This window comes from Neptunomonas concharum (genome assembly GCF_008630635.1).
GTDB lineage: Bacteria > Pseudomonadota > Gammaproteobacteria > Pseudomonadales > Balneatricaceae > Neptunomonas > Neptunomonas concharum.
Genome location: NZ_CP043869.1, coordinates 2,437,549 through 2,461,273 on the forward strand (window position 1 = coordinate 2,437,549; position 23,725 = coordinate 2,461,273).

Annotated in this window: 25 protein-coding genes; 7 read left to right on the forward strand and 18 right to left on the reverse strand. The window is 45.1% G+C overall.

What is annotated here, in order from left to right; translation table 11 throughout:
• Position 1 precedes the first annotated feature (1 nt).
• Positions 2 to 1,381: a sigma 54-interacting transcriptional regulator gene (locus tag F0U83_RS11435; RefSeq protein ID WP_138987082.1), complete on the forward strand. Its 1,380-nt coding sequence runs from the start codon at positions 2 to 4 to the stop codon at positions 1,379 to 1,381.
• Between the two features lie 9 nt (positions 1,382 to 1,390).
• Here the strand turns inward: F0U83_RS11435 and ybaK are convergent, their stop codons facing one another.
• Together ybaK and F0U83_RS11445 are read right to left on the reverse strand one after the other, a co-directional pair.
• On the reverse strand, positions 1,391 to 1,864 hold the full coding sequence (gene ybaK, locus F0U83_RS11440; RefSeq protein WP_138987081.1) for a Cys-tRNA(Pro) deacylase: 474 nt from the start codon (positions 1,862 to 1,864) through the stop codon (positions 1,391 to 1,393).
• Positions 1,865 to 1,869: 5 nt separating this feature from the next.
• On the reverse strand, positions 1,870 to 2,103 hold the full coding sequence (locus tag F0U83_RS11445) for a DUF3820 family protein (protein ID WP_138987080.1): 234 nt from the start codon (positions 2,101 to 2,103) through the stop codon (positions 1,870 to 1,872).
• Between the two features lie 66 nt (positions 2,104 to 2,169).
• Between F0U83_RS11445 and F0U83_RS11450 the strand changes: the two genes are divergently transcribed.
• Complete coding sequence (locus F0U83_RS11450) at positions 2,170 to 3,549, forward strand: tetratricopeptide repeat protein (RefSeq protein ID WP_170221763.1); 1,380 nt, start codon at positions 2,170 to 2,172, stop codon at positions 3,547 to 3,549.
• On the opposite strand, the gene F0U83_RS11455 is transcribed toward F0U83_RS11450, so the two are convergent.
• The 5 genes from F0U83_RS11455 to smrA all read right to left on the reverse strand — a co-directional run bounded on the left by F0U83_RS11455 (position 3,536) and on the right by smrA (position 8,479).
• Positions 3,536 to 4,318, reverse strand: coding sequence for an RMD1 family protein (locus F0U83_RS11455; protein WP_138987078.1), 783 nt, complete (start codon positions 4,316 to 4,318; stop codon positions 3,536 to 3,538). The genes F0U83_RS11450 and F0U83_RS11455 overlap by 14 nt on opposite strands.
• Before the next feature lie 103 nt (positions 4,319 to 4,421).
• Positions 4,422 to 6,512 carry a tRNA(Met) cytidine acetyltransferase TmcA gene (locus F0U83_RS11460; protein ID WP_138987077.1) on the reverse strand — a complete coding sequence of 697 codons (2,091 nt, stop codon included), beginning with the start codon at positions 6,510 to 6,512 and terminating at the stop codon, positions 4,422 to 4,424.
• A 13-nt stretch (positions 6,513 to 6,525) separates the two neighbouring features.
• Positions 6,526 to 7,218 carry a GGDEF domain-containing protein gene (locus tag F0U83_RS11465; protein ID WP_138987076.1) on the reverse strand — a complete coding sequence of 231 codons (693 nt, stop codon included), beginning with the start codon at positions 7,216 to 7,218 and terminating at the stop codon, positions 6,526 to 6,528.
• Between the two features lie 48 nt (positions 7,219 to 7,266).
• The gene (locus F0U83_RS11470) at positions 7,267 to 7,872 is read right to left on the reverse strand and encodes a DUF924 family protein (RefSeq protein WP_138987075.1); all 606 of its coding nucleotides are present in this window, start codon (positions 7,870 to 7,872) and stop codon (positions 7,267 to 7,269) included.
• Positions 7,873 to 7,900: 28 nt separating this feature from the next.
• Entirely contained in the window at positions 7,901 to 8,479 is a 579-nt protein-coding gene (smrA, locus tag F0U83_RS11475) for a DNA endonuclease SmrA (protein ID WP_138987074.1), read from the reverse strand.
• A 126-nt stretch (positions 8,480 to 8,605) separates the two neighbouring features.
• Between smrA and F0U83_RS11480 the strand changes: the two genes are divergently transcribed.
• Together F0U83_RS11480 and F0U83_RS11485 are read left to right on the forward strand one after the other, a co-directional pair.
• Entirely contained in the window at positions 8,606 to 9,451 is an 846-nt protein-coding gene (locus tag F0U83_RS11480) for a hypothetical protein (protein WP_138987073.1), read from the forward strand.
• 50 nt (positions 9,452 to 9,501) lie between these two features.
• Positions 9,502 to 9,951, forward strand: a complete 450-nt coding sequence (locus F0U83_RS11485) for a YaiI/YqxD family protein (RefSeq protein ID WP_138987072.1) — start codon at positions 9,502 to 9,504, stop codon at positions 9,949 to 9,951.
• A 9-nt stretch (positions 9,952 to 9,960) separates the two neighbouring features.
• On the opposite strand, the gene F0U83_RS11490 is transcribed toward F0U83_RS11485, so the two are convergent.
• The gene (locus tag F0U83_RS11490) at positions 9,961 to 10,536 is read right to left on the reverse strand and encodes a DUF1285 domain-containing protein (RefSeq protein ID WP_138987071.1); all 576 of its coding nucleotides are present in this window, start codon (positions 10,534 to 10,536) and stop codon (positions 9,961 to 9,963) included.
• A 154-nt stretch (positions 10,537 to 10,690) separates the two neighbouring features.
• On the opposite strand from F0U83_RS11490, the gene F0U83_RS11495 reads away from it, so the two are divergent.
• Positions 10,691 to 11,644, forward strand: coding sequence for a methylenetetrahydrofolate reductase (locus F0U83_RS11495; RefSeq protein WP_138987070.1), 954 nt, complete (start codon positions 10,691 to 10,693; stop codon positions 11,642 to 11,644).
• Positions 11,645 to 11,658: 14 nt separating this feature from the next.
• Here F0U83_RS11495 and F0U83_RS11500 read toward each other — a convergent pair whose 3' ends face one another.
• The 4 genes from F0U83_RS11500 to F0U83_RS11515 all read right to left on the reverse strand — a co-directional run bounded on the left by F0U83_RS11500 (position 11,659) and on the right by F0U83_RS11515 (position 15,911).
• The gene (locus F0U83_RS11500) at positions 11,659 to 12,411 is read right to left on the reverse strand and encodes a retropepsin-like aspartic protease (protein WP_138987069.1); all 753 of its coding nucleotides are present in this window, start codon (positions 12,409 to 12,411) and stop codon (positions 11,659 to 11,661) included.
• A gap of 3 nt (positions 12,412 to 12,414) precedes the next feature.
• Positions 12,415 to 12,789, reverse strand: coding sequence for a translation initiation factor Sui1 (locus F0U83_RS11505; protein ID WP_138987068.1), 375 nt, complete (start codon positions 12,787 to 12,789; stop codon positions 12,415 to 12,417).
• Positions 12,790 to 12,800: 11 nt separating this feature from the next.
• Positions 12,801 to 14,123 carry a deoxyguanosinetriphosphate triphosphohydrolase gene (locus F0U83_RS11510; protein WP_138987067.1) on the reverse strand — a complete coding sequence of 441 codons (1,323 nt, stop codon included), beginning with the start codon at positions 14,121 to 14,123 and terminating at the stop codon, positions 12,801 to 12,803.
• Between the two features lie 96 nt (positions 14,124 to 14,219).
• Positions 14,220 to 15,911 carry a methyl-accepting chemotaxis protein gene (locus F0U83_RS11515; RefSeq protein ID WP_138987066.1) on the reverse strand — a complete coding sequence of 564 codons (1,692 nt, stop codon included), beginning with the start codon at positions 15,909 to 15,911 and terminating at the stop codon, positions 14,220 to 14,222.
• A 287-nt stretch (positions 15,912 to 16,198) separates the two neighbouring features.
• Here F0U83_RS11515 and F0U83_RS11520 point away from each other — a divergent pair, with 287 nt between their 5' ends.
• Complete coding sequence (locus tag F0U83_RS11520; protein WP_211343642.1) at positions 16,199 to 16,759, forward strand: peptidylprolyl isomerase; 561 nt, start codon at positions 16,199 to 16,201, stop codon at positions 16,757 to 16,759.
• Between the two features lie 43 nt (positions 16,760 to 16,802).
• On the opposite strand, the gene F0U83_RS11525 is transcribed toward F0U83_RS11520, so the two are convergent.
• Genes F0U83_RS11525 through F0U83_RS11545 form a run of 5 tightly spaced genes read right to left on the reverse strand, consistent with a single transcriptional unit; the run spans position 16,803 to position 20,365 of the window.
• Positions 16,803 to 17,261, reverse strand: a complete 459-nt coding sequence (locus tag F0U83_RS11525; RefSeq protein WP_138987065.1) for a YiiD C-terminal domain-containing protein — start codon at positions 17,259 to 17,261, stop codon at positions 16,803 to 16,805.
• A 4-nt stretch (positions 17,262 to 17,265) separates the two neighbouring features.
• On the reverse strand, positions 17,266 to 17,820 hold the full coding sequence (locus tag F0U83_RS11530; RefSeq protein ID WP_138987064.1) for a nitroreductase family protein: 555 nt from the start codon (positions 17,818 to 17,820) through the stop codon (positions 17,266 to 17,268).
• A 12-nt stretch (positions 17,821 to 17,832) separates the two neighbouring features.
• Positions 17,833 to 18,660, reverse strand: coding sequence for an NADPH-dependent 7-cyano-7-deazaguanine reductase QueF (queF, locus tag F0U83_RS11535; protein ID WP_138987063.1), 828 nt, complete (start codon positions 18,658 to 18,660; stop codon positions 17,833 to 17,835).
• Positions 18,660 to 19,433, reverse strand: coding sequence for an ABC transporter permease (locus F0U83_RS11540; RefSeq protein WP_138987062.1), 774 nt, complete (start codon positions 19,431 to 19,433; stop codon positions 18,660 to 18,662). Before F0U83_RS11540 ends, queF begins: the two co-directional genes overlap by 1 nt.
• The gene (locus F0U83_RS11545) at positions 19,430 to 20,365 is read right to left on the reverse strand and encodes an ABC transporter ATP-binding protein (RefSeq protein ID WP_138987061.1); all 936 of its coding nucleotides are present in this window, start codon (positions 20,363 to 20,365) and stop codon (positions 19,430 to 19,432) included. Before F0U83_RS11545 ends, F0U83_RS11540 begins: the two co-directional genes overlap by 4 nt.
• 107 nt (positions 20,366 to 20,472) lie before the next feature.
• Here F0U83_RS11545 and F0U83_RS11550 point away from each other — a divergent pair, with 107 nt between their 5' ends.
• The gene (locus F0U83_RS11550; protein ID WP_138987060.1) at positions 20,473 to 20,874 is read left to right on the forward strand and encodes a PA2817 family protein; all 402 of its coding nucleotides are present in this window, start codon (positions 20,473 to 20,475) and stop codon (positions 20,872 to 20,874) included.
• On the opposite strand, the gene F0U83_RS11555 is transcribed toward F0U83_RS11550, so the two are convergent.
• Positions 20,871 to 23,675 (reverse strand): EAL domain-containing protein, encoded by a 2,805-nt coding sequence (locus F0U83_RS11555; RefSeq protein WP_138987059.1) that lies wholly within the window; start codon positions 23,673 to 23,675, stop codon positions 20,871 to 20,873. The genes F0U83_RS11550 and F0U83_RS11555 overlap by 4 nt on opposite strands.
• Between the last annotated feature and the right edge of the window lie 50 nt (positions 23,676 to 23,725).

Consider the following 23,725-nt stretch of genomic DNA (forward strand, 5'->3'; position numbering starts at 1 on the left):
AATGACACAACAATCCCGAATTCTTCTGGTCGATGATGATGATGGCGTCCTGTCTTTACTATCGATGCGCTTGGAAGCCTCTGGCTACCAAGTACTGACGGCTACAAGCGGCCCTGAAGCTTTAAGGATTCTCCCAACAGAACCCGTCGATTTGGTCATTAGTGATCTCTGCATGGACGAAATGAGTGGCTTGGTTCTTTTTAAGCATATTCAGCAAAACTGGCCAGCGCTCCCAGTGATTATCATTACTGCCCACGGCTCTATCTCCGAAGCTGTCACGGCAACTCAGCAAGGCATTTTCGGTTTCTTAACCAAACCTATCGACAAAGTGCAATTGCTGGATACAGTAAAAGCCGCACTTGTCTCTGCCGAAAAGCGTCGCGATACCCAATGGCGCGACAATATCATTACGAAAAGCCCTGCAATGCTGCACGTTCTGGATCAAGCCCATCGAGTCGCTGAGTCGGATGTCAGCGTCCTTATTACCGGGCCAAGTGGTAGTGGTAAAGAACTGATGGCTAAAGCGATCCATCAGGCAAGCTCCCGTTCAAAAGGTAAGTTCGTGGCAATTAATTGTGGCGCACTACCCGAGCAACTGCTCGAATCAGAACTTTTTGGCCATACAAAAGGGGCATTTACTGGTGCAATTGCAAATCACCAAGGTTTATTCCTGTCAGCACAAGGTGGAACCTTATTTTTAGATGAGATTGGCGATATGCCAATGGCGTTACAGGTTAAGCTGTTACGGGTCATCCAAGAACGCCTTGTTCGCCCGGTTGGTTCTGTTGAAAGCCAGCCTATTGATGTGCGTATTATTTCCGCGACTCACCGTAACCTTGAACAGGCGATGCTCAGCGAAGACTTCCGTGAAGACCTTTATTATCGCTTAAATGTTGTCAATATCGACTTGCCCGCTCTGCGTGAAAGACCTGAAGATATTCCTGTTTTGGCTAGACACTTCTTAGCAAAAGCAGCTGAACAACATAATCGCAAAGTACGTAATATTTCTCCTGGTGCATTACACTTGTTGGCGCAGGCTGCATGGCCGGGCAATGTCCGTCAGTTACAAAATGTGATAGAGAAAGTTGTCGCACTTAGCACCAGCCCTGTCATCTCTGAAGGCTTGATCTCCAATGCCCTATCAAATCAGGAATTGGTCATCCCATCTTTCAGCGAAGCACGCGCCGACTTTGAAAAACGCTACCTGATAAAGCTGATGCAAGTCACAGAGGGGAACGTAACTCATGCTGCACGCATCGCTCAGAGAAATCGCACTGATTTCTATAAACTACTCAATCGCCATAATATTGAAGCAGCAGAATATAAACCCAAAACAAAAGTAAAAGAAGCGCCCCCTACAGAGCTCAAACTACGCGCATAGTGCCAAGATTTATCGCCCAATAGGTGCAAAAATCGCAGATGTCAGTTGCTGCAGATCAGCCGCTGACATCTCTATCTCCAACCCTCTTCTACCCGCGCTCATATAGAGAGTCGGATAAGCTAAAGCGGTCTCATCAACCACTGTCGGCAAGCGCCTTTTCTGTCCTAAAGGACTAATTCCACCGACAATATAGCCACTGCTTCGCTCTGCCGCTGCTGGATCTGCCATCAACACCTTTTTAACTTTTAACGCAGCAGCTATCGCTTTTAAGTTAAGCTGCCCCGACACGGGTACCACACCAACTGCCAGCCGTTTTTGGTCTCCCTCTAAGGCAACCATTAGTGTTTTAAATACGCGCCCAGGATCTTGATTTAACAACCTAGCGGCTTCTTCACCATAAGAGGTACTCTCTGCATGGTGTTCATATTCATGCAGCTTATAGGCAATCCCTGCTTTTTTGGCGGCTTGTACTGCGGGTGTCATGATATTTAATCGCCTCTATTAGATTCTCGTAAAGGTGTTAACAAGCTTTCTAAGCCGTTTAATTTAATTTCATAGAGCGTTTTCAGCAATGCTCCCAACTCACCATTTGGATACCCTTTCTTCTCAAACCAACAGATGTAAGGTTCGGGAAGGTCCACCAATATACGGCCGGCATATTTGCCAAACGGCATCTTCATCGTTGCGATTTTTTTTAGCTGCTGAGGTTGTAATTCATTCATGAATTTATCGTTGTTTTCCCTTTGCAAATGGATAAAATACCGCTGCTATTTTGAATGATAACAAAGATGATGAAACACTCCGAAAAGTGGATCAGTAAAGCAATGGCTTTGCTAGCACAAGGTAAGCTTGGACAGGCAAAAGCGATCGCCACTAAGATTTTAAAAGAGTCTCCCAAGCATTACCAAGCTAACCTGCTTCTGGGAGTCATTTACCTAAAACTAGGTGATAATGAACAAGCTATTCCTCTCCTTCAAGTTGCCGTGCAGACAGCTAGGACAGCTACTGAAAAGGTGCAAGCCCTTAATAATCTGTCGTTACCCCTAAGTAGTACGAATCGCCTTGATGATGCGCTACAAGCAATCAATGAAGCTATTGCTATAAAACCAACTCAAGCCATTTTTTATTGCAACCGAGCCAACCTACACGAGAAATTACAAAACTGGCACGCAATGCAAGAAGATTTACAGCAAGCACTTTCCATAGATGCAGAGATTGAAGAAGCCATCATTAGCTTGTCTGTGTGCCTAAGAAAACAAAAGCGACTCAACGAAGCCCTCAATCTACTTGATGCTCACCCGTTGCATGAGCCTGACTGGCACAATGAGTGGGTGCTACTTTGCTGTCTTACCGGTAACGCCCAAAGAGCACTAGACTGGATATCACAACAACCCTCAACCAAACAAGAGTTACTCATTGGCATCGCCGACTATGCAGCAGAGCAAGGCGATCTTGGCATTGCCTGCCAACTTTATGAAGCGCTACTAAAACGTTGGCCTGATAACCAACGCCTACTGCACCCTTACCATTCGTTGGCTGGCATACCTTCAGATCGTGCACCTAGGGAGTATGTTACTTCACTCTATAACCAACACGCCGAACAGTTTAATCAGCGATTATTAGATACTCTGGGGTATCGTGTACCTGAACGCTTAGCCACCCGTTTGGCGAGTTTCTTACCCTCCTCCCCTATTCATGTACTCGACTTAGGCTGCGGAACAGGCCTTGCTGGGCAAGAATTGGGTATCCATGCTCAACTAAAAAGCCTGATAGGTGTCGATCTTTCTGAACAAATGCTCAAGCAAGCTGAACTGACTGGGGTTTATTCCCACTTGGTTCAAGAGGATATATTCGACTATTTACACACTCGTCCAAAAGTTGATCTCATCTTAGCCACAGATGTATTGATCTACATCGGAGCGCTTTCTCCCCTCTTTAAACAGGTCAGCCACTGCCTAACCCAACAGGGTATATTCGCTTTTAGCACCGAAGCCTGCGACAACGACTGGCAACTAACACCCAGCGGTCGTTTCCAGCATAGCCTGTCACATGTGCTCACACTGGCAAAAGCGCATCATTTTCAACTATTGCATCACGAGCCCTGTGTTATTAGAAGCGAGCATGATCAACCTGTTCACGGCGAAATCTATATTTTTAAAACCATTTGAAAATATCATGGGCAAAAAATACAACAACTTCAAAAGCGATTAGCCAGATAATAATCCATTCTAGCGTCGCCGAGTGACTATGATTATGCTCTTCCGCCAGCATCTCTAAAATGCCATGAATAACTTCTAAGCGCTTATTCAACACATCGATTCGTCGCTTTACATCCAGATAGTTTGAACTCATGGTGTAGCGATCTTCTAGCTCAGGAAACTCCCAAAAAAACTCGGGTGTATCCAGCAAATCGAACTTTAAATTAATATCCGATTGCGCTACGAATAAACGGCCTCTTAACTGAGCAATTTCCCTTCGACTCAAGCCACTGACACCATGATCAGCGATACGCTTTGGAATATGGTAAGTATCAGAGATCGTTTGCTCAGCCCGCTGCTCAAACTCATCCAATTTGACCGATTGCGCTAATCCAAATGAAAACGCTAGCTTTTCAAGATCATCTCCACCGGCTAAGCGAATATGATCATTCTTTATCATCGCCAAGTCTGTTGTCTCAGAAGAGAATTCATCGACAACAATTTGGGATAACGGTGTGTTCATATAAGGAAAAACCAGCTGCTTTATCGCTTCAAGCTGTTGAGGAGTATGTCCCCAAGTGACAAGGCATCCAAAATCAAAAACAACGACTAAATGACCATCATACCGCCCCGTTAAAGCCCCTCTATAGACGAAACCTTCGTGTTCACGAATGAAAAATTCAGAAAGTTTTCGAAACTCAAACTCTTTACAAAGACAGATAGCTGTAACCCTATCCATTTAAAAGCTCCTCTCGAATGAAGAAGAAACAAAACTGACAGTTACGGCTGCGAGCGTAGCTCAGTTGATGATCGGAAGATATAGTGTGACGCCCCCCCTCACACTATTTTTTATCGATTAGCAGGCTATCTTTAATTAGACAAAATTGCTGAGTCGCTTTTCGTAGCTCAGCTATTAACACTTTCTGGTTGGCAAGGCCATGGTTAACCATAACGGCCTCTTCAGGCTGCTGCTGTATCACACGTGTTTCAATTAACGAACGCGATAAATGACTAGAAATCTTTTCATACAACTCGGGGTATACTTCAACCAGCCTTGCAAAAGTGGGCGCTGTACTTTCGTAAGGCCTATGATGAAAAGCGAAGCCATAAAGGTTTTGCCATAATCTATCTTCAGACAAGTGATCCGGCACTGTCGTAGGTGCTTGGTTGAAAAGCAACGTTTCGACTGATGACGATATTTTGTGCAACCAACCCTTTCGAATATAAGGATAATCGTGAAAAAATTTCTGCCGCCATTCTTCCACACCTTCTTGTCCTACGCGTGAAATACCTTTAAGCACCAATAACGCATATGATCCACTAACAGGATCCAGCTGCGTACCTATACGCACAACCTGATATCCATTGGCTTGCCAAAAGGACAGTAGAGGGGGCGCTGCCGCAAAAGCCGCGCCCATGAGTTCTACACCTTTCTCCCTTGCCCACGTTTCTGCATGGTCTATAAGTGCCATCGCCACACCCTGCCGTCGGTACTCATCAACCACAGCAATTCTCACCACCCTTAAACACCTTAAAGCACCCGCACTACGGTGTCCTTCTTGAGCAACCAGCAATTGTGGAATCAAGTGCCCTCGGGGCCGACGACGGCCTTGCCATATCTGTTCTGTTAGCGCCTCGTCTAACTCCCCTTCAATGGCAATAAGTAGCGCTCCTACAATCTGTTGATTATTTTCCGCCAACCAAATAGTGGTGTTGGGACTATCTAATAAAATACGAAGGTCACCTGGCGTTGTTCGATAATGCGCATCTACAAGCAACCCAAACAGTGCCGATAATTTCTCAGGATGATCAATCAGCTCTTGCGGGCTTATCTCACGATAATGGGTATTACCCATAAAAGCGTACTGTGTCGGGGTATGTTTCAGTAGCAATATTTGATTAAGCAGCGCCTCTAGAGGATCACCATCCGACCAACGAATCGGCTTCTCTAGGTCATAGCGATCCAGCTCTGGGCGTAAATCAACTAGACGAGCCATAAAACGCAAGCCAAACCCTCGCCCTGTTCCCTCATAACCCTCTGTCGTTGTCGCATAGACAACATGGCGGTAATGCAGCGCAAACGCTTCTAGCAAGTTGACAGATATACCCGCCGCTTCATCAATAATAAGTACATCAGCGCAGTCCTTATGCAAGGGAACATCAGCAGGTAACGCAAAGTGCGGCGTATCACCAGCCTGCTCAAAGAGCGGATGAACAGCCAATTTGGTGGGTGCTGTTACTTGAACGCTCAACCCCGCTTCATTTAATTTGGCTGCTACTTTGCCTAATGCTGTCGACTTTCCCCGCCCTCTGGGGGCGAGTAACACCGCTGCTGAATATACTTGAGATAGACAACTGGCCGAAATCTGATCTACCACTGTTTGCTGAGCTAACAATGCACTTTGTAAAGATGGTCGAGCGTGACTAGGCTTGGGCAGAGATAAACAACCTTTATTCTGGTCAATCCACAAGATATGCGACGATGCCAATAGGCATCGCTTTAGGTGTTCTAAAAAGTAGTTACCCACCGCTGACAAGGCAAAAGGCAGTACTTTAAGGTGCTCTTTTTGGGGGTCATCAAAAAACGTATCAGCATCCGCTGGTGAGGAGATAAATATGCAAACACCACCACCTTTAATCAGACCGGATACTTGTCCAAGGGCATCAGGGTTAATACCACTAAAGCCGTCGTACACAAGAATATCAAACTCTTGGCCTAACAGGCCTTTCGCCCCTCGAATAGAGCATACGGACAAGCTATCCCAATCGCGCTCTGAAACAACCATGCTCTTAGCCGATGGATGCTGCGTTAAGTACGCCAAAACACTTTCGTAACACCAATCTGCGGTTCCTGTTATCCAGGCCAAACCTCGAACATAAGGCAACTGCAGATCTTGTCTGTACTGATCGATTAAATGGCTAACGATGCTCAATCTCTACCCCAAATCAGTAGGAGTAAGTCACAGAAGGGTCGGTATGTTCCTGAGCCTCAAAGCAGACAACACCGCCTTCAAGCAGCGCTTTATTCAGTTGGGATTGTGCTTTTTCTATTGCGAATGATACCGTCAGCTCGGCTGTCGGCTGCAAAGTACAAACGCCAATACTCACAGGCTCACCAAGATTCAGCTCGTTGATCGTGCTCAGGCAACGATCTGCCAACTGCTGAACCAGTTCATTCGTGGAGGGAAGTAAGAGGGCGAAGGTTGTATCACTCAAGCGAGCCACGACATCTCCCGGACGACACACACTTTGTTTTAAGTGTTGGGCCAGTGCTGAAAGATCATTTTGGGCTAATGGGTTAGGGGTGCCTACCAGCATAACGGTCAGAGGTACAAACTCTCTCACACAGCGACGACACTCTAACTCCAACTTCGAGAGAAGCTTGCTATTGTCGGGTAAACCTGTAGCCATATCCGTCCCTTTATCAACTGGGACTTTAGTGCTTTGTTGATATGTAAATTGGGTAAGCCAAACAACCAATGTAGCAGCGCCTAAAAAAGCCAGAACCTTGATGACTAACCCTATGTTGCTGGGTAGATAGACTACATAAGGCAGAACCAGCGACACAAAAAGCAACCCACACAGACCTATAGCCAACCATAAGATGTGTGTCAGCGATGTATTTTGCTTCGTAGCCAATACTCTTTCCTCAATCAACCGGTTGTTTCAATCAAAGTATAACGTAGATTATTGTCCCCAACGAGCGTGAGACTGATTCAAATAAGCTAATTCCTCTTCTGTTGACTCGCGCCCCAACACATCATTGCGATGAGGGAAACGACCAAAAGCTTGGATGATGTCACGATGCTGTACTGCAAAATCTAATGCATTATCGATACGATGACGGTGCTCCTTTGGCACTTCAGCTAATAGCCCTTCTAAGCACGAAATACAGGTATTTTGATCCACTAGCGACTCTGAGTGTTCAAGGGGCATGTAGAAAAAGCAGCGCTCACTCGCCTCTAACGCACAATCATGCTGCAGCGGCAAACTCTCTTTCACCAGCTTAAGTGCTAAACCATCACCACTAAACGCCTCAGCGGTTCCGCGATAGATGTTCCGTGTAAATTGATCCAACAACAACACTAAGGCTAAACGACCCCTTGGCGTCTCTTTCCAATCCATCAGCTCACCCCGCAAGGCTGAGCGAACTTGTGCACCAAACAATCGTTCAATGTCTCTGTCTTGTGCTTCACTCCCCTGCCACCACAAACCCTCCTTGGGAGTGGCCGGAAAGCCCTCTTCTAACTCACCAAACCAATAAAAGAGTATTTCGTCTATTTCAGCTCTCATCTCTCCCCCTCAGGGATACCGTTTCTGATTACCGTCGTTTTTGGTGTTTTTCTAGATTATCTAAACGCGCTTGTTCGCTTTTTCTTAACATTATGTACAAAGCCCCTGTTCCGCCATGTTGTGATTGGGCTGAGTGAAAAGCCATGACTGACGGCAATTGGGGTAGCCATGCGTTTAAATAAGTTTTTAGCTGATTACCTGAAGAGGTAGGTGATCGCCCGCGCCCTATATTGATCACGAAGCAACGGATGTTCAAACGCAAGCATTCATCGATGAAGTTGGTCAATTCATCCCTCGCCTGCATCGGAGTTTTCCCCAGTAGATCCAGTCGCGCATCAATCGCATAACGGGCTAAGCGTAGATTCCGGTATACACCCTCCTGAACACCATCATGCCGCCACCCAACCGGGTCAAGAGGGTTAAGCATAGGTATAGGAGCAAGAGACAAGCCACTATCATCTCCGTCCGTAGCCGCCCTTCGACGTTCAATAAAAGTTTCACTATCGATCTCACCCCTCGCTAGCCGGGCTCGATGGCTACTGTGTTTAATAGGTTTCACACCTTCCTGCTTCATCTCATCCAAAAAGCTACTTTCTTGAGTGATCATAATGAAAATTCCAAGCAAAAGTTTTGAAGGTCTCTTGAAAATGACTATTCATGATTTTCACCCTTTATTCAACATCAAATCTGCATTAGAGTCGTATGATAGAGGGAAATTATTGAGGCGAAGGTTATGGTTCGGGCGATTTTAGTGATTCTTATTCTAATACTCATGGCTGTGGGCTACTTCTACTTATCGCCCACCTCTATGAACATATCCGACCAGCAACAGCCAATAAAGCCAGAGCATTCACTTGTAGAATCTAAACCCTTGACTGAGCATGAACTGGCAAATGCTAAAGCACATATCAGTGAGATCACGTCCAACCCTGATTCAACCCTTGATGCAACGACCGCCAGCCACTTTGTGACAAAAGACCAACTGCTCAAACTCCCTGCCCTAAGCAACGAAGCAACCTCGACTGAAATCGTCAACTCTGACAGCAGTGAACAACCGGGTAGCGCTAAGACATTTGCAGTGTCTCTCAATAACCTCTACTCACAAGACAAGTCGACAAAAGTTAACAAGGTAGCCGATATTAGGGCCTCCATTCAGTCAGGAGAAGCCACATCGGGCTCTCTGGTTAGGTTACAGGAACTATTGGACCAACCGGATGGTGATGGCAAGCGAATTTTCTACATACATGCTGTGAAGCCAAACGACGAGCAGGGTATCTGGGGTATCCTACAGAGCGGCCTTACCGAAACGTTTGCTAGGGGTATTAAACTTCCCCAAAATGAGAAAGTGGTAACCGCAAACATACCGATAGAAGCGGATGAAGTCTTAGCTAACCGAAAAAGTTCATATCTGGGTAAACTCCTACATGATAAAGTAGAAACCACTTACATCTACAACTACCGACAGGGTTTACTCGGGCAGAACCCGAACCTGATCTCTCCTGGTCAACAACTCATTATTGTGACCTTTACCGAGGATGAGTTATTGAACGTGTACCAACACTTCTCCCAATCGGAATAGGTCACCTCGATCACACTGCCATAAGATACCAATAGATCTCAGGAGTAATTATGCATATCTGGGTTGATGCCGATGCCTGTCCACGGGTCATTAAAGATATTTTATTTCGGGCCGCGGAGCGTACCCAAACCCCCATGACATTGGTCGCCAATCAGTTTCTATCAACACCACCTTGCCCAATTATCACCTCAGTACAAGTAGCAGCAGGCTTTGATGTGGCTGATAACTATATAGTACAGAAAGCCCAACCTGGGGATTTGGTCATTACCGCTGACATACCATTGGCCTCCGAAGTTGTCGACAAAAAAGCCGTTGCTCTCAATCCCAGAGGGGAGCTTTATACAAAAGAAAACATTCGACAACGGCTGTCTATGCGCGACTTTTTAGATACGCTAAGAAGCAGCGGTGTGGATACCGGTGGACCTAAAAGCTTTAGCGAACAAGATAGGCGTGAATTTGCGAACCAGCTTGATCGTTTGTTAGCCAAACTGGCCCGGTAACGGAGCTATTTATTCATTCTGCCCTAAGATAAAGCGCTCCCCATGGCTGTGAACAACTAAGCAGGAGATCCCGTTTACCTCTTCCTCTTGAGCTAAACTCACCAACTCATAAAAAACGGTACGGTTAATCAGCCCTTCCATACCATAACGTACAGCCAAATAGGGGGAGGGCTCGCCACTCTCAGTGCTCGTCTCGACTCGTAGAGGAAACTGCTTGCTCGCCTCAATACGATCTCCTGTTTGGCTGGTAAATAACAGTACCTGATCATCACCTGAGCCGCACACTTCCATATGTATGAAGTGAAAAGGCACATCATCAACCTGTATACCTACCTTTTCTACAGGAGTTTTTAAAAAATACGCGTCACCCTCTTTCCACAAAACCGTCGAAAACAGTTTAACCATCGAGGCTCTACCAATCGGTGTACCTTCATATAACCATGTTCCGTCTCGTTTGATGCGAAGATTAATATCGCCACAAAATTCAGGGTTCCATTTATCTAAGGGGGGATGACCTTTACCTGAAGCCTCATCTATCTGTCGGCTCACTTGAGTAAAATCAAATGTCGGTTTATCCAGCTTCATTAGGGGCACTCCTCTTTTCTTTGTGAACATCATCTTATCTTCATTAAAAAAGCTCAACTTAAATCAAAAAAATTTCACCTCCATCAACAAACACATGAATAGTATTCACTGTTAGAATAACCTTAATCTAATTTCAGACATCGGCCTTCTCGTTATGAACCCTACGCTTAAATCTCGTTTTTCTGACCCATCCCGCGGCGTCTACTTCGTGGGTACAACGCCTCCTAAAGACAATACATCGCAGGAGAATGTCAGTGATATTGCCGATAAACTGTTAGGGCGTCTATCAGCCATCGACTATGACGGTATGATTGTCTACGATATTCAGGATGAGAGCAGCCGCACGGATAAGCCTCGCCCCTTCCCATTCATGAAAACCTATGATCCCCGTGAATACTCGCGCATCATTCGTGAGAAATCCCAACATCCAGTGATCACTTACAAAAGCGTCTCACAAAGAGATCGAGCTGATTTCGATAACTGGCTAGAAGAGGCATGGGAACATTATGGTATTCGAGATATTGTCATGGTCGGTAGCCCATCATCTGACGGAGAGGTGCGTTTATCACTCAATGAGGCCTATAAAGCGTTGGCAGAACATCGTGCCGATTACAATCTTGGTGGTGTCACCATTGCAGAACGCCATGCAAAAAAAGGGGATGAGCATCTACGTTTAATGCAAAAAGGGGATCAAGGCTGTACTTTTTTTGTTTCCCAAGCCGTTTACAATGCGCAAGCCACGATTGATATGCTGAGCCGGTACGCTCGCGAGTGCAAAGAAAGAGAGGTTGAACCGCGCCGTGTGATTCTCACCTTTACTCCTTGCGGAAGTGCGAAAACCTTGGAATTTATGGAGTGGCTGGGGATCTCTGTCCCAGAAGCGACACGCTATCGGGTTCTGGATGCGCATAACCCTCTTGCTGAGTCTATTCGGGTTTGCCGAAGCAATCTGGAGCAAATCCTTGAAGCTTGCTTACCTCTAGGTATTCCATTGGGTCTGAATATAGAGAGTTTGACTAATCGTAAAGATGAGATCGATGCCTCCATTCGTTTATTTAAACTCCTGAAGGCAACACTGGACCTCAAGTTAGCTGAGCAAACCCTCTAAATCTATTAATGTAACTATTCCTGAGCGCTGCTGAGCTTCTGCAGCGCATCGGATACCTCTTGGTATCGCTTGGGTGTCCAGATGATCACCTGCCGCTGCTTATCTAGCTCATATTCAACATTCATCAAAAAATCCATTCCCAGCAGACCATCAAAGGCGCCGCCAGGTGCTTTATTATCGATCACCGATGAGCGGATGTTTTTCGCCTGAAAAGGCCCTACTTTGATACGATCCAGTTCAAGACTACTGACCTTAATCACGCCTCCACCAGCTACTCTCGCGTACCCCGAAAACTCGCTGTCCGCATTTAAACGCTCTAAAGCGTCTCGATGAAACACCGTGCCACTGGCTCCGGTATCCATTAATAGCGTCACATCTGTACTTTTTCCTTGGTAGGTTACTGAAACAGGCACCAAAACCTGATTGTTCTTAATAACCACCGGTGTTTCCATCATATTTAACATGCGCTGTAAACGGCGCAGATCAGACCGTCCTTTTAGTGAGGAGGAGGCTTTCTTGTTAGATTCAGAAAATTGGCTGGTATTGCTGACCTGTGCCGACGGGTTCTGTAACTTAATTTGATCCAAATACTCCCTCGGTACTTTACTTAAGCTACCTACATAAATCTTCTTACCTTTACTATCCGTGTAATGGTAAATCTCCGCCTGAGCCTTACCCATCATGAGTAGCAATAACACTGCTATCATGCAAAACAGGATAGCGACTACCCTGATTTGCTGACAACGTTTGCATTTTTTCTTTTGCATTTACTAGCCTCCCGCCAGCTTAACCTTATATCCTTTCTTCTCAAGAAACGCCTTAAGTGTATCTCGATGATCTCCCTGAATCTCAATAACAGCTTCTTTCAAAGACCCACCCGTACCACAATGTTGCTTGAGTTGCTTTGCAAGTTGTTTCAACTTATTCGAGTCTAATGGCACACCGGACACCGTCGTCACGCCTTTACCCTTGCGGCCTGATGTTTCTCTACGAATCCGGACAATACCATCTAATGAAGCAAGACGCGCCTCATCAGCATTTTCGCTACAACAACAGCGATCTTTGGCCTGGCGACAGTCTGGGCACGTATCGCCATTCTCTGTGGAGTAAACCAATCGACTAAGTTGATCCTGTAATGATGCCATTGTTCCTTTCTCTACCGTGATAAGCCGCCAATTTGCCTCGCTAAGTAGGCAGCATAGTTATCTGTCATACCGCTGATAAAATCCAACGCGCGCATATAAGCATGATACAACGACCAACTCGGATCTGGGGCATGAATACTCATTAAGCTGATAATTTTTTCACTACGATAGCTCAAATCTTCGCTGCCACCCTTTTGATGCTGCTCATAAACGGCGTGGCAGAATGCCTCTAATAAAGTCCCTAGACAACTGTAAGCACCAACTTCCAATTCAGTTTTTCGCGTATCGGGGAAAACCTTCATTTTCGCTAATGTTTTAGCCGCCCCGACCCCTTCTTTCACACCCTTATCACCATCACTTAACAGCTCACCTTGATAGTCACCGGACATAATCGCATCATAGTTGCCAATAAATGCACTCACTGCCGAGTTAACCATATTCTCAATAGCCTTACCCCGAAGCGCCGAGATCTTTCGACGGGCCGATGCTTGAGAGTGGAAGATAGCATCCTCAAACTCTTCATCCCCGCATAGCTGCAGCAAAATAGGCTTAATCGAGTCAAACGTAAGAATGTTCAGTTCTATCGCATCTTCAAGGTCAAGAATGGTATAGCAAATATCATCCGCAGCCTCCATCAAGTAGGCCAAGGGGTGACGGCACCAATGGTGCTGGCCTAAAGACACCAAACCTAGCTCGCGACCTAGTTTATCTAAGGTCTCTACTTCTGTAAGGTAACTGCTGAATTTACCTTTTCCCGTAGCATGCGTAGCCGTCCAAGGGTATTTAAGCAACGTACCCAGCGTTGGATACGTAAGACGAAGCCCACCGTCATATAGGTGGTTTTCAATGCAAGTTACAACCCGAAAACCCTGTGCATTACCCTCAAAGGTTTCAAGATCTAAGCGCTCTAAAGGAGAAAGAGGCTCCAAAAAACGTGTATGTTGAGGCTGCTTAAACCAATCTCGAATCGCATACTCACCTGCATGTCCGAAAGGAGGATTACCAATATCGTGAGCAAGACAGGCTGACTGAACAATCATCCCCATATCATGTGAGTTCGCCCAAGGCGGCAATCGTTCAGCTAACAACTCGCCCACCCGAATACCTAAACTCCGACCGACACTACCTACCTCGATAGAGTGGGTCAGACGTGTGTGAATGTGATCATTCAAAGCGAGTGGGTGAACTTGCGTTTTTCGCCCTAAACGACGAAATGCACTGGAAAACACAATCCGATCATGATCCTTATGAAAATGACTGCGCCCCACTTCGGGCAGTCCTACTAACTCATGACCATGGCGCTTGATAGTTAGCAGTTTATCCCACTGCATCATTGTTTAGCTTCCTTCTAACGCGACTATTTGCTAAAGCCTGACACACAAAGGCCAATTGAAGCAAATACTCAATTGGCCTTTTTGATGGGGTCGCTATTAGACTTTAAACTGGCTCACAATCTGCTTGAGCCGTCCTTCCAACATAGACATTTCGTTAGTTGTTTGAGACAAATCATCAGCATTTGCAGCGGCATGCTCGGCTATATCTGCGATCTGTTGAACGCTTTGGCTGATTTCATCTGCCACGGCCGTTTGTTCTTCTGCAGCACTGGCAATTTGAGTGTTCATCTGTGTGATTGTGCTCACTGATCCTGTAATCACATTAAGTGAATCGCTCGCCTTCGCAGCCCTTTCCACCGTTGATTCACCCTGTTTGCGACTGGTTTCCATCACCCCTACCGCTTCTTTAGCACCCGCCTGAAGCCGTTCAATCATATTTTGAATCTCTTGGGTACTTTGCTGTGTTCGATTAGCTAACGTGCGTACTTCATCAGCCACTACGGAGAAACCACGCCCATATTCCCCAGCACGTGCAGCTTCTATTGCTGCATTTAACGCAAGCAGGTTTGTTTGATCGGCAATCTCTTTAATAACATTCACCACAGTACCAATCTTATCGGCGTCCAAACCCAATTGCCCGATAACATCTGAGGCCCGGTTCAAATCATTAGAGAGTTTCTGAATTGCATCAATGGTTTCTTCGACGACTTTTTGGCCGCTGTTGGTTTCATCGTCAGCCTCTTGGGCTGCTGATGCCGCACCCACCGCGTTGCCCGCAACTTCCTGCGCGGCGGCGGCCATTTGGTGCACTGCTGCTGCCGCTTGAGCCGTTTCATGTCGCTGGCTTTGTACATCTGAGTGGGTTTTATCAACCACCCCACTCATTTTCCCAGTAGAGCGAGATAAATCTTCAACACCGCTTTTTAGTTCCGTAACGAGATTCTGAATTTTAATAACAAAATCATTAAACCCCTGAGCCACCATTCCAACCTCGTCCGAAGTGCTAACGACCAAACGTCGGGTCAGGTCGCCCTCACCTTGGCTAATATCGATCAGAGCATCTGCCGTTTCACGAAGCGGGTTTGTCACTTTAGACGCAATATAGAGAGAAGCTAAAACGAAAAAGATCAATATCCCCAAACCAATCAGAGCAATGACCACCATGGTAGAGGATACCTCATCATCGATACGTTTTTGAGCCGCAGCAACCGCATCGTCAATATCATCAATATAAAACCCCGTCCCGATCATCCAGTTTAAACCTGGAACGGCTAACGCATAGCTCAGTTTCTCAACATCTGCATTTTTTGAGGGTTTATTCCAAACGTAGGTTACAAATCCCCCACCTTGCTTTGCTGCATCAATGAGGTCCTTGATAATAAGAACGCCATTTGTATCTTTAAGCCCGATCAGATTTTTACCTTCCAACGCAGGCTTGGGTCGGTTGGCAAAGCCAACGCCATCAAAATCATAGGCAAAGATATATCCATCTTTTTTCTCACCATAGCTGAGTTCACGCAGTATGTTAGCTGCTTGCTTTTTAACTTCCTCGGACTGCGGATCTGATGCAGCTGAAACAAGCGGCATAACCGCGGAGTAGGCCATATCCATATAGTTTTTCAGGGTTTCTTGCTTAGATAGCATCATAGCCGAGCGCGTATGAGAAATTTCGGTATTACCCAAGTCCACTAGCTGCTGCCTGACCACCAACATGACAACAACTGTTGATATGACAAGGGGTAAAATAGTCAACAAAAGCATCTTGTGTTTGAGTTTGAGTTTACTCATCTAGAAGGCCTCAGATTAAGTTATTATGTTTGATCGACCTTGACTCGAGACACCACTACCTGATGTCGCAACCTACCGGTGCATGACATTAGAAGCGAAGTCTTTCTTTGCCATTCAACGTTAAAAACGCCCTTGACTGTATTCCCTTCTCCTATTAACTATAGTTGAGATCTGAAAAAATACCGCACAGCGTACTTACATTTGATGTAAATCGGTTAGTTATATCGAAAACGTAACTTTTCTTTTAAACTCGGCCTTTAAATAACACCACTTCATAGGAGAGAACGATGGTTTTTAAGTTACGATCTGCATTTATGGCTGCTGTACTGTTTATATTTAGCCATATAGCACTTGCCGATAATCCTCGGGTTATCCTTGAAACATCTCAAGGTAATATTACAATCGAGCTGTTTGCTGAGAAGGCTCCTGTCACCGTAGAGAACTTTTTAGCCTACGTAGACGAGGGCTTCTATGAAGGAACTCAATTCCACCGAGTTATCCCAGGCTTCATGGTTCAGGGAGGTGGGTTTACTGCTGATATGCAACAAAAAAGTGGGCGCGCTCCCATTGTGAATGAGGCATCTAATCTCATCAGTAACAAACGAGGTACTATCGCTATGGCTCGTACACGCGTGCCCGATAGTGCAACCAGTCAATTCTTTATCAATCTTGTTGATAACCTAAACCTTAATTACACTGGCGGAAATCCAGGCTATGCGGTCTTTGGTCAAGTCATTGAAGGGCTTGATGTAGTTGATAGCATTGCCACAGTTAAAACTACGTCTAAAAATCGCCACCGTGACGTGCCTGCCGAACCCATTCTGATTACTAAAGCATCGCGTCTATAAGTAGAGACATAAGATAGGCACCTATGCTTGATAAGCTAGGTGCCTATGTGCGTGTAACCGCTACATAGTTGGCTGCCATCAGTAATTTGCTCTGCTCTGACTGTAAAATAGCGATGTTAAGACCCAAGCGGGCTTTGCCTTTTTCAGCTAATCTGGCTAGAAACCCTTCCACTTCTAATTCCGAGGGTAAACTCACTTTCGCGATAAAATCATCTGTGACAGGTGCCTGAAAATTTAACTGACAGTCGCGAATCATCACATCACAATTAAGGCCTCTCTCTCTTAACAATAACGTCGTCAACGACCAACCTGATATCGTTGCTAATGTGGCTAAAGATCCACCAAAGCCGGTACCCTTATCATTAACATTCGGAGACAAAGCAGCAGCCATCGTTAACGATTCGCCATTAAAATTCAGTTTTTCAATGCCCATATGATTTAACAAAGGGATCTCTGCTTTTAGCCATTCCAAAAATACCTTTGGATCCTGCTCTATAGCCATATCACTATCTCCATTCAGACACAAAATCCTTTTCAGTAAGTGGTTTAGCTTCACGAAACCGCAAAGCACTGCCTAAATAGATAAAACCAATAACTTGCTCATGGGCTTTCAACCCTAATCCCGCTTTAACAACTGGATCATAAGCCATATCGCCCGTACGCCACATAGCGCCCAAGCCTTGAGCGTAGGCAGCTTGAATAACGCCATGGGCTGCACAACCTGCGGTAATCAGTTGTTCAAACTCAGGCACCTTAGGGTGCTCTTGTATACTGGCGACAGCAACCAAAATCATCGGTGCTCGAACAGGCATTTTACGAAGCCTCGCCTCCTGCTCTTCAGGTAGATCCGCATCCTGATGTTTAGCCGCCTTAACGAACAGCTCTCCTAAACGCTCTAGTGCAGCTCCTTTTATTTCTAAAAATCGCCATGGCCTAAGCGAAGCATGGTCAGGGGCTCTCATCGCAGCCTTATACATTTCATGCAGCTGCTCACTCGTGGGGCCAGGCCCACATAAAGCTGGGCAAGAAACTCGATTTTGTAAAAGCTCTAAGGCTGTCATAGGGCTTCCTTATTATTGGCGACTTAAACGTAAGTTTGTCGGTTCGTTTTGATCACTGCTACGGTAGGGGTTGATATCCAAACCACCCCGTCGCACATAACGAGCATAGACTGTCAGTTTTTTAGGGTGACAGTGGTTCCAAATATCCATAAAAATATTTTCGACACACTGCTCATGAAAATCACCATGCTCTCGGTAAGAGATCAGGTACTTCAACAAGCCTTCCTGATCAATCTCTTTTCCCGAATAGCCTATATGAATGCTCGCCCAATCAGGTTGCCCCGTTACAGGACAGTTGGATTTAAGTAGATGGCTATATAGCGATTCATCTTTTTTCTCGGCCGCGCCTGTTTTGAGTAGTGCCGTATCAGGCTCGTATTGATCAATCGATATATCCAGATCATCCAAACACGTTCCTTCAAAGCGAGAGAACTCACTCAGTGAGTCAGGATCAAAAAATTCTACTTTCACAGTACCTCCTGCGGCCTGCGACAAGTCCTTTTCCATTAAGGCAATCACGTGCGCTTCTGACTCAAAACGACTCAAGTTGAAGGAGTTTAAATACAACTTAAATGATTTCGATTCGATAATGCTGTGAGAGCTTGCCGGTATGATGAATGCTGCAATTCTCACCAAGGGCTTCCCTTTGGAATTCAGCCATGAGACCTCGTAACCGTTCCAGATATCCACACCATAAAACGGTAATGAGCTGCGCTCAATTCCCCGCTTTTTCCAATTCAAAGAACGCTCAATTGGGAACAGCTGGCTAGGGTCATACTCGTTTACGTAACTGGTATCACTGCCTAACGGCGAGGCATGTAAAGCTTGTTCTTCATTCATTACTGTCTGATTCCTCTGCCAGAATTAAGCAGTTTTAGCGCAACAAAAAATAGCAAAGCGGTGAATATTAAGATCATCGTAAAGGCAAACGCCACGTTGATATCACTGACCCCCAGTATTCCATAGCGAAACGTATTCACCATATAAAGAATTGGGTTCAGTTGAGATACCATCTGCCAAAATTCAGGCAATAGTTGAATTGAATAAAATACACCGCCTAAATAGGTAAGTGGCGTTAAAATAAAGGTTGGGATAATCGATACATCATCGAACGAGTTGGCAAAGATCGCATTAATAAAACCACCTAATGAAAACAGAACCGACGTCAAAGCAACCGTCGCAACCGTCACCCATAAGTTATGAATCTGCAGTTGCGTAAAAAACAATGATAGCAAAGTCACAATCAACCCAACGGCTAGCCCACGTGAGACGCCACCAACTACATACCCAGACAAGATGACCCAATTAGGGATAGGCGAAACCAATAGTTCTTCTATATTGCGCTGAAACTTTGTGCTAAAAAAAGAGGAGACAACATTTCCATAAGAGTTCGTAATCACTGACATCATGATCAGACCAGGAACGATAAACTCCATATAATTGAAGCCTCCCATTTCACCAATTCGGCTGCCTATCAAGTTGCCAAAAATGATGAAGTAAAGCGTCATGGTAATCGCAGGCGGCAACAGTGTTTGCCCCCAAATACGTGTAAAACGACGTATCTCTTTAATCACAATAGTCGTGAATGCGATCCAAAGTTCACGATAGCTCATACTTTCTCCACTTGCAGATTTTTCTCAACCATGGACACAAATAACTCTTCTAAGCGATTAGATTTATTGCGCATACTGGTCACATCAATACCCTGCTCTGCCAGCTGGCTAAATAAGCTGTTCAAGCCTTTGTCCTTTTCAACCTCCACCACTAAGGTATGATCATCCTGTAGGATAACGTTATATCCTTCAACGCTCGGAGCTGACTGCTGCAACGGTTTTATATCCAAGATAAATGATTCCGTATTAAGCTGCTGTAGTAGCGCTTTGATAGACGTATTTTGAACAATCTGCCCATGATCAATAATCGCTATGTTACGACACAAACTTTCGGCTTCTTCTAAGTAATGGGTTGTCAGAATAATGGTTGTGCCTGCTGCGTTGATCTCTTGCAAAAAGGACCACATCGAGCGACGTAGTTCAATATCAACGCCAGCTGTTGGTTCATCCAAAATAAGCAGCTTTGGCTCGTGCACTAACGCTCGTGCAATCATTAAACGTCGTTTCATCCCTCCAGATAACATCCTTGCCCGCTCATCCCGCTTATCCCACAGCCCTAACTTTCGTAGGTAATATTCAGCGCGTTCTTTCGCAACCTTTGGTTCGATACCATAGTAACCAGCCTGCGTACGAACAATATCGCCGACTTTCTCAAACATATTGAAATTAAATTCTTGAGGCACAACACCTAAACTACGCTTGGCTACCGCTTGCTCCTTGTCCAAATCAAAACCAAAGATTTTCACCTCACCGCTGGTTTTGTTGACCAACGATGACACAATACCCAGTGTCGTAGATTTGCCAGCCCCATTAGGGCCTAAAAGTGCAAAAAAGTCTCCTTGATGCACTTCAAACGAAATACCTTTTAAAGCTTCAAAACCATTTCCATAAACTTTGCGTAACCCTGTGACCGAAAGCGCTTGTGGCGACATACTGCTCCCTACCTGACCGGATGAATCTGTACACAGAAAATTTTCACTGCGACGCTATTGTATCAGTTAAACTAGGCGGTTTAAGTAGCACAACAGAGTTATTCGGTATGACTAACAATTACCTCCAGTTCCATCTCGAACTTTTACAACAAACCTATAATCAGTTGATAGCGTTTTCGCCTTTCACAAAAGAAGACTTGGCCTTTGAAGATGATGAGTTTCTCACCCAATTTCGAACGCTTATTGCATCTATGAGTGACTCCTCGAATAATTATATCGATGCAGGGCAATCACTGCTTAATCGGTGGATTAGAAATTACCCAGAATTAGTACCACTAATGCCAAGGGATCTGCTTTGGTTTTTTGGAGGGGACTGTTTACATTACATGCCCGATGAAGAAATCGAGCAATTTCAGCGACTCGACGAGAAGCGATATGAGGCAGAGAGCTGTGGAAAAACGTTTGAATACTCACGGGAGCGGGCTTTGATCTTAGGCTTACTCCATTAAGCCTCTGGGGTTACTAACATGTCTAAGCTCTCAACATAAGCGGAAAATTGCGCTGGCGTTCTGGCTGTTGAGTAATAGCTTCCAACGCCCTCTGTGCATCCTATGCTCAGGAGCTCAGCAACCTGCTCTGACGAAACTACGCCTGAAGCTACAAAAACCATGTCCATCTCTCGCCCTAGAAGGACGAGTTTTCTGACAAAGTCTTGTTGTTTTTTATCACCGTTTAATAGCGTATCAACCGACACCCTTACTCTTTTGTTATGGCATCCTGAGTCAATAAAAGAGCCCAAAATCTCATGACTACTGCTATCAATAGATATCGAAAGTCCTAATGCTGCTATTTGGCGAATTAGATCTTGAAAAAGCATCCGCTGGCTTAGTACATCTTCACCATCCAATCGTATTTCAATCGATTCAGTTGGCAACTGATAAAGAGCCAACCCTCGCCTGAACGTAGTAACCAAGGCTGGATCTTGTAACTGTCGACGACTCAGCCGTATCACCATTCTAAGTGACTTATTTCGACCAAACTGCCAAAGGCTTCTTTGTTTAAAGATCTCAAAAAGCATGCTTTCATTCAGCTGAGACCCCATGCTGGCATCAAATACGTGATCTATAAACTCGTTGCAATCGAGCGTGCCGCTTGCAGGGTGCTGCCAATAGACCCTTGCCTCAGCCGCAACAACTTTTTCTGATTGCATATCCACTACTGGCTGGTAGGTTATTTGTAACTGTTCAGCCTCTAAAGCATTCGAAAAGTCCATAATAAAAGAGCTTTGATCACTTTCGGAGCTTTCAGCATCGGAGGTGAATATATGATATCCACGCTTACCACCCTGTCTGGCGTGATACATAGCTACCTCTGAGCTATTCACAAGTTCAGCCACCGTTTTGCCATGCTCAGGAAACAAACTCACCCCAATACAAACATCGAAAGCTATCCGTTTATCCGATATGACGAAAGGCTCATTAAAGGCCGATAGTATTTTTTGAGCGACGAGTGAAGCATTCTCAACACATTTCATCTCTTGCAATACAATCATGAACAGATCATCTGCAAAACGCGACAAAAGGTCCCTATCGCGAAGACAACCCGCTAAACGCTTCGTAACACTATTCATTAGATGGTCACCGTCGGAAGCACTAAGCGGCATTGAAAAGTCCCTTAAACCCTCAAAGTCACAACAAAGCACCGCAAGAGACCGGCCACTTTCACCATTGGTCAGCAACATTTCAGGCAATTGCTCCAAAAAAAGCCGCTTGTTTGCAATGGCGGTAACCGGATCATGAAAAGCCAGCCAAGCTAAGCGCTCTTCGGCTTTTCGCTTCTCAGTAACATCAATTCCAATCGATAAAATTAAAGGCTGTCTATTGCCATCATCAGAATGTACGAAAGAGTGAATCCACGAGAGATAATGATACTCGCCTTCACGACACAAACTTCGGCTTTCTTGTCGTATGAGTGTGTCATGGCCAAGGTAGAATTGTTCTAATAGTGTTTTCGTTACGCTGTTATATTCACCAGCAAGAAATAGCTCACTAAAGGAGCTACCCACTATCTCACCTTGGCAACCATATTCCCTTACACCAAACTCATTACAAGATACGATATGTCCAGAAGCATTTTGAGTCAGAACAATACTTTGAGTATTGTCCATTAAATTGGTGAGCAGTTCCTGTTCTTTATTCAGGGCGCTACACGTGTCTTCAAATCGGCTTTCAGCTGAAGATACTCTCTGATGTAACACCTCTGTTTGAGCAAAAATCGACGCTAAGTTATCTAAAAGTTCATCCGTTTCATCAAGATATTTATTGAGAGATAGTTCAGATACGTTATGAGTTAGAGCCAGCTGTTGGACTCTATTAATACGCCGCACCAAATAACATGACAAAAAATAAGCAGATAAACCCAATATAAAAGCACTTAGCAGTAACACAAACAGCAATCGGCCGTAAGGAGAGTAGAAAAAGCTCGGCTTCGAGATTTGCTCTGATATCAGTACCCATATCGACTCATTACTTTGTACACTCTCTGGCACCGTAAAAAACAGATCGTAAGTTTTACCAAATGCTTCTACGCTATATAAACTATCCATCTCAAAGCCCACAACATCTTTACTCAGGATATTGAGAATTTGAAGATTTCTGTTTCGTTGTGTCATCTGCCCAAAATTCAGTTGCCATCCTGAAACATCAGACCAAGACCCCTGACTAGCTTTTGCAATTCCAATATCAACCCCGGTCAGTTGCTTAAAATCCAGCAACATATCATGCATACGCCGCCCAAGGACCATTACCGTATTCACTTTACCATCTGTCAGTTGAGGAATAGCAAGAAACCGGAAGCAGTGGCTTTGACACCCCATACCCCTGACAGGAAACTCATTTTCCAGCACTGCACGAATGGCAGAGGTTTCCCGTTCGCTCGTATCCCCCCAGGCATAAATAAGTTGCCCATCAGCCCCGTATAAGGCTGCGCTATCAAGCATGCCCTGAGCCTGAAATAGTGAGAAATTACTTTCCAGAACTTTTTCAATATGACGGGGGAACTGGTCCTTCCCAACCGCCTGAGTCAAGAGGGAGATCGTCTGAGCTACTTCCAATAATTTGTGGTACGAAGTCGTCATTGCACCGTTAAGTGCTTTGAGATTGCGCTTGTGTAACTCTAATTGTGTATTAGCAAAATGTTGATCGATTTGACTCGACAAAGCGGTGTAAATAAACATATGTGAAATAAAGATGATGCTAATCAGAGGCCAAAAGATTTTGTGCCGTAGGCTGACAAAGTAAGCTCTTTTCATCAACCCTCCTAAATTCCCGTTAGAGCAAAAGCGCTTTAAATATACAGACG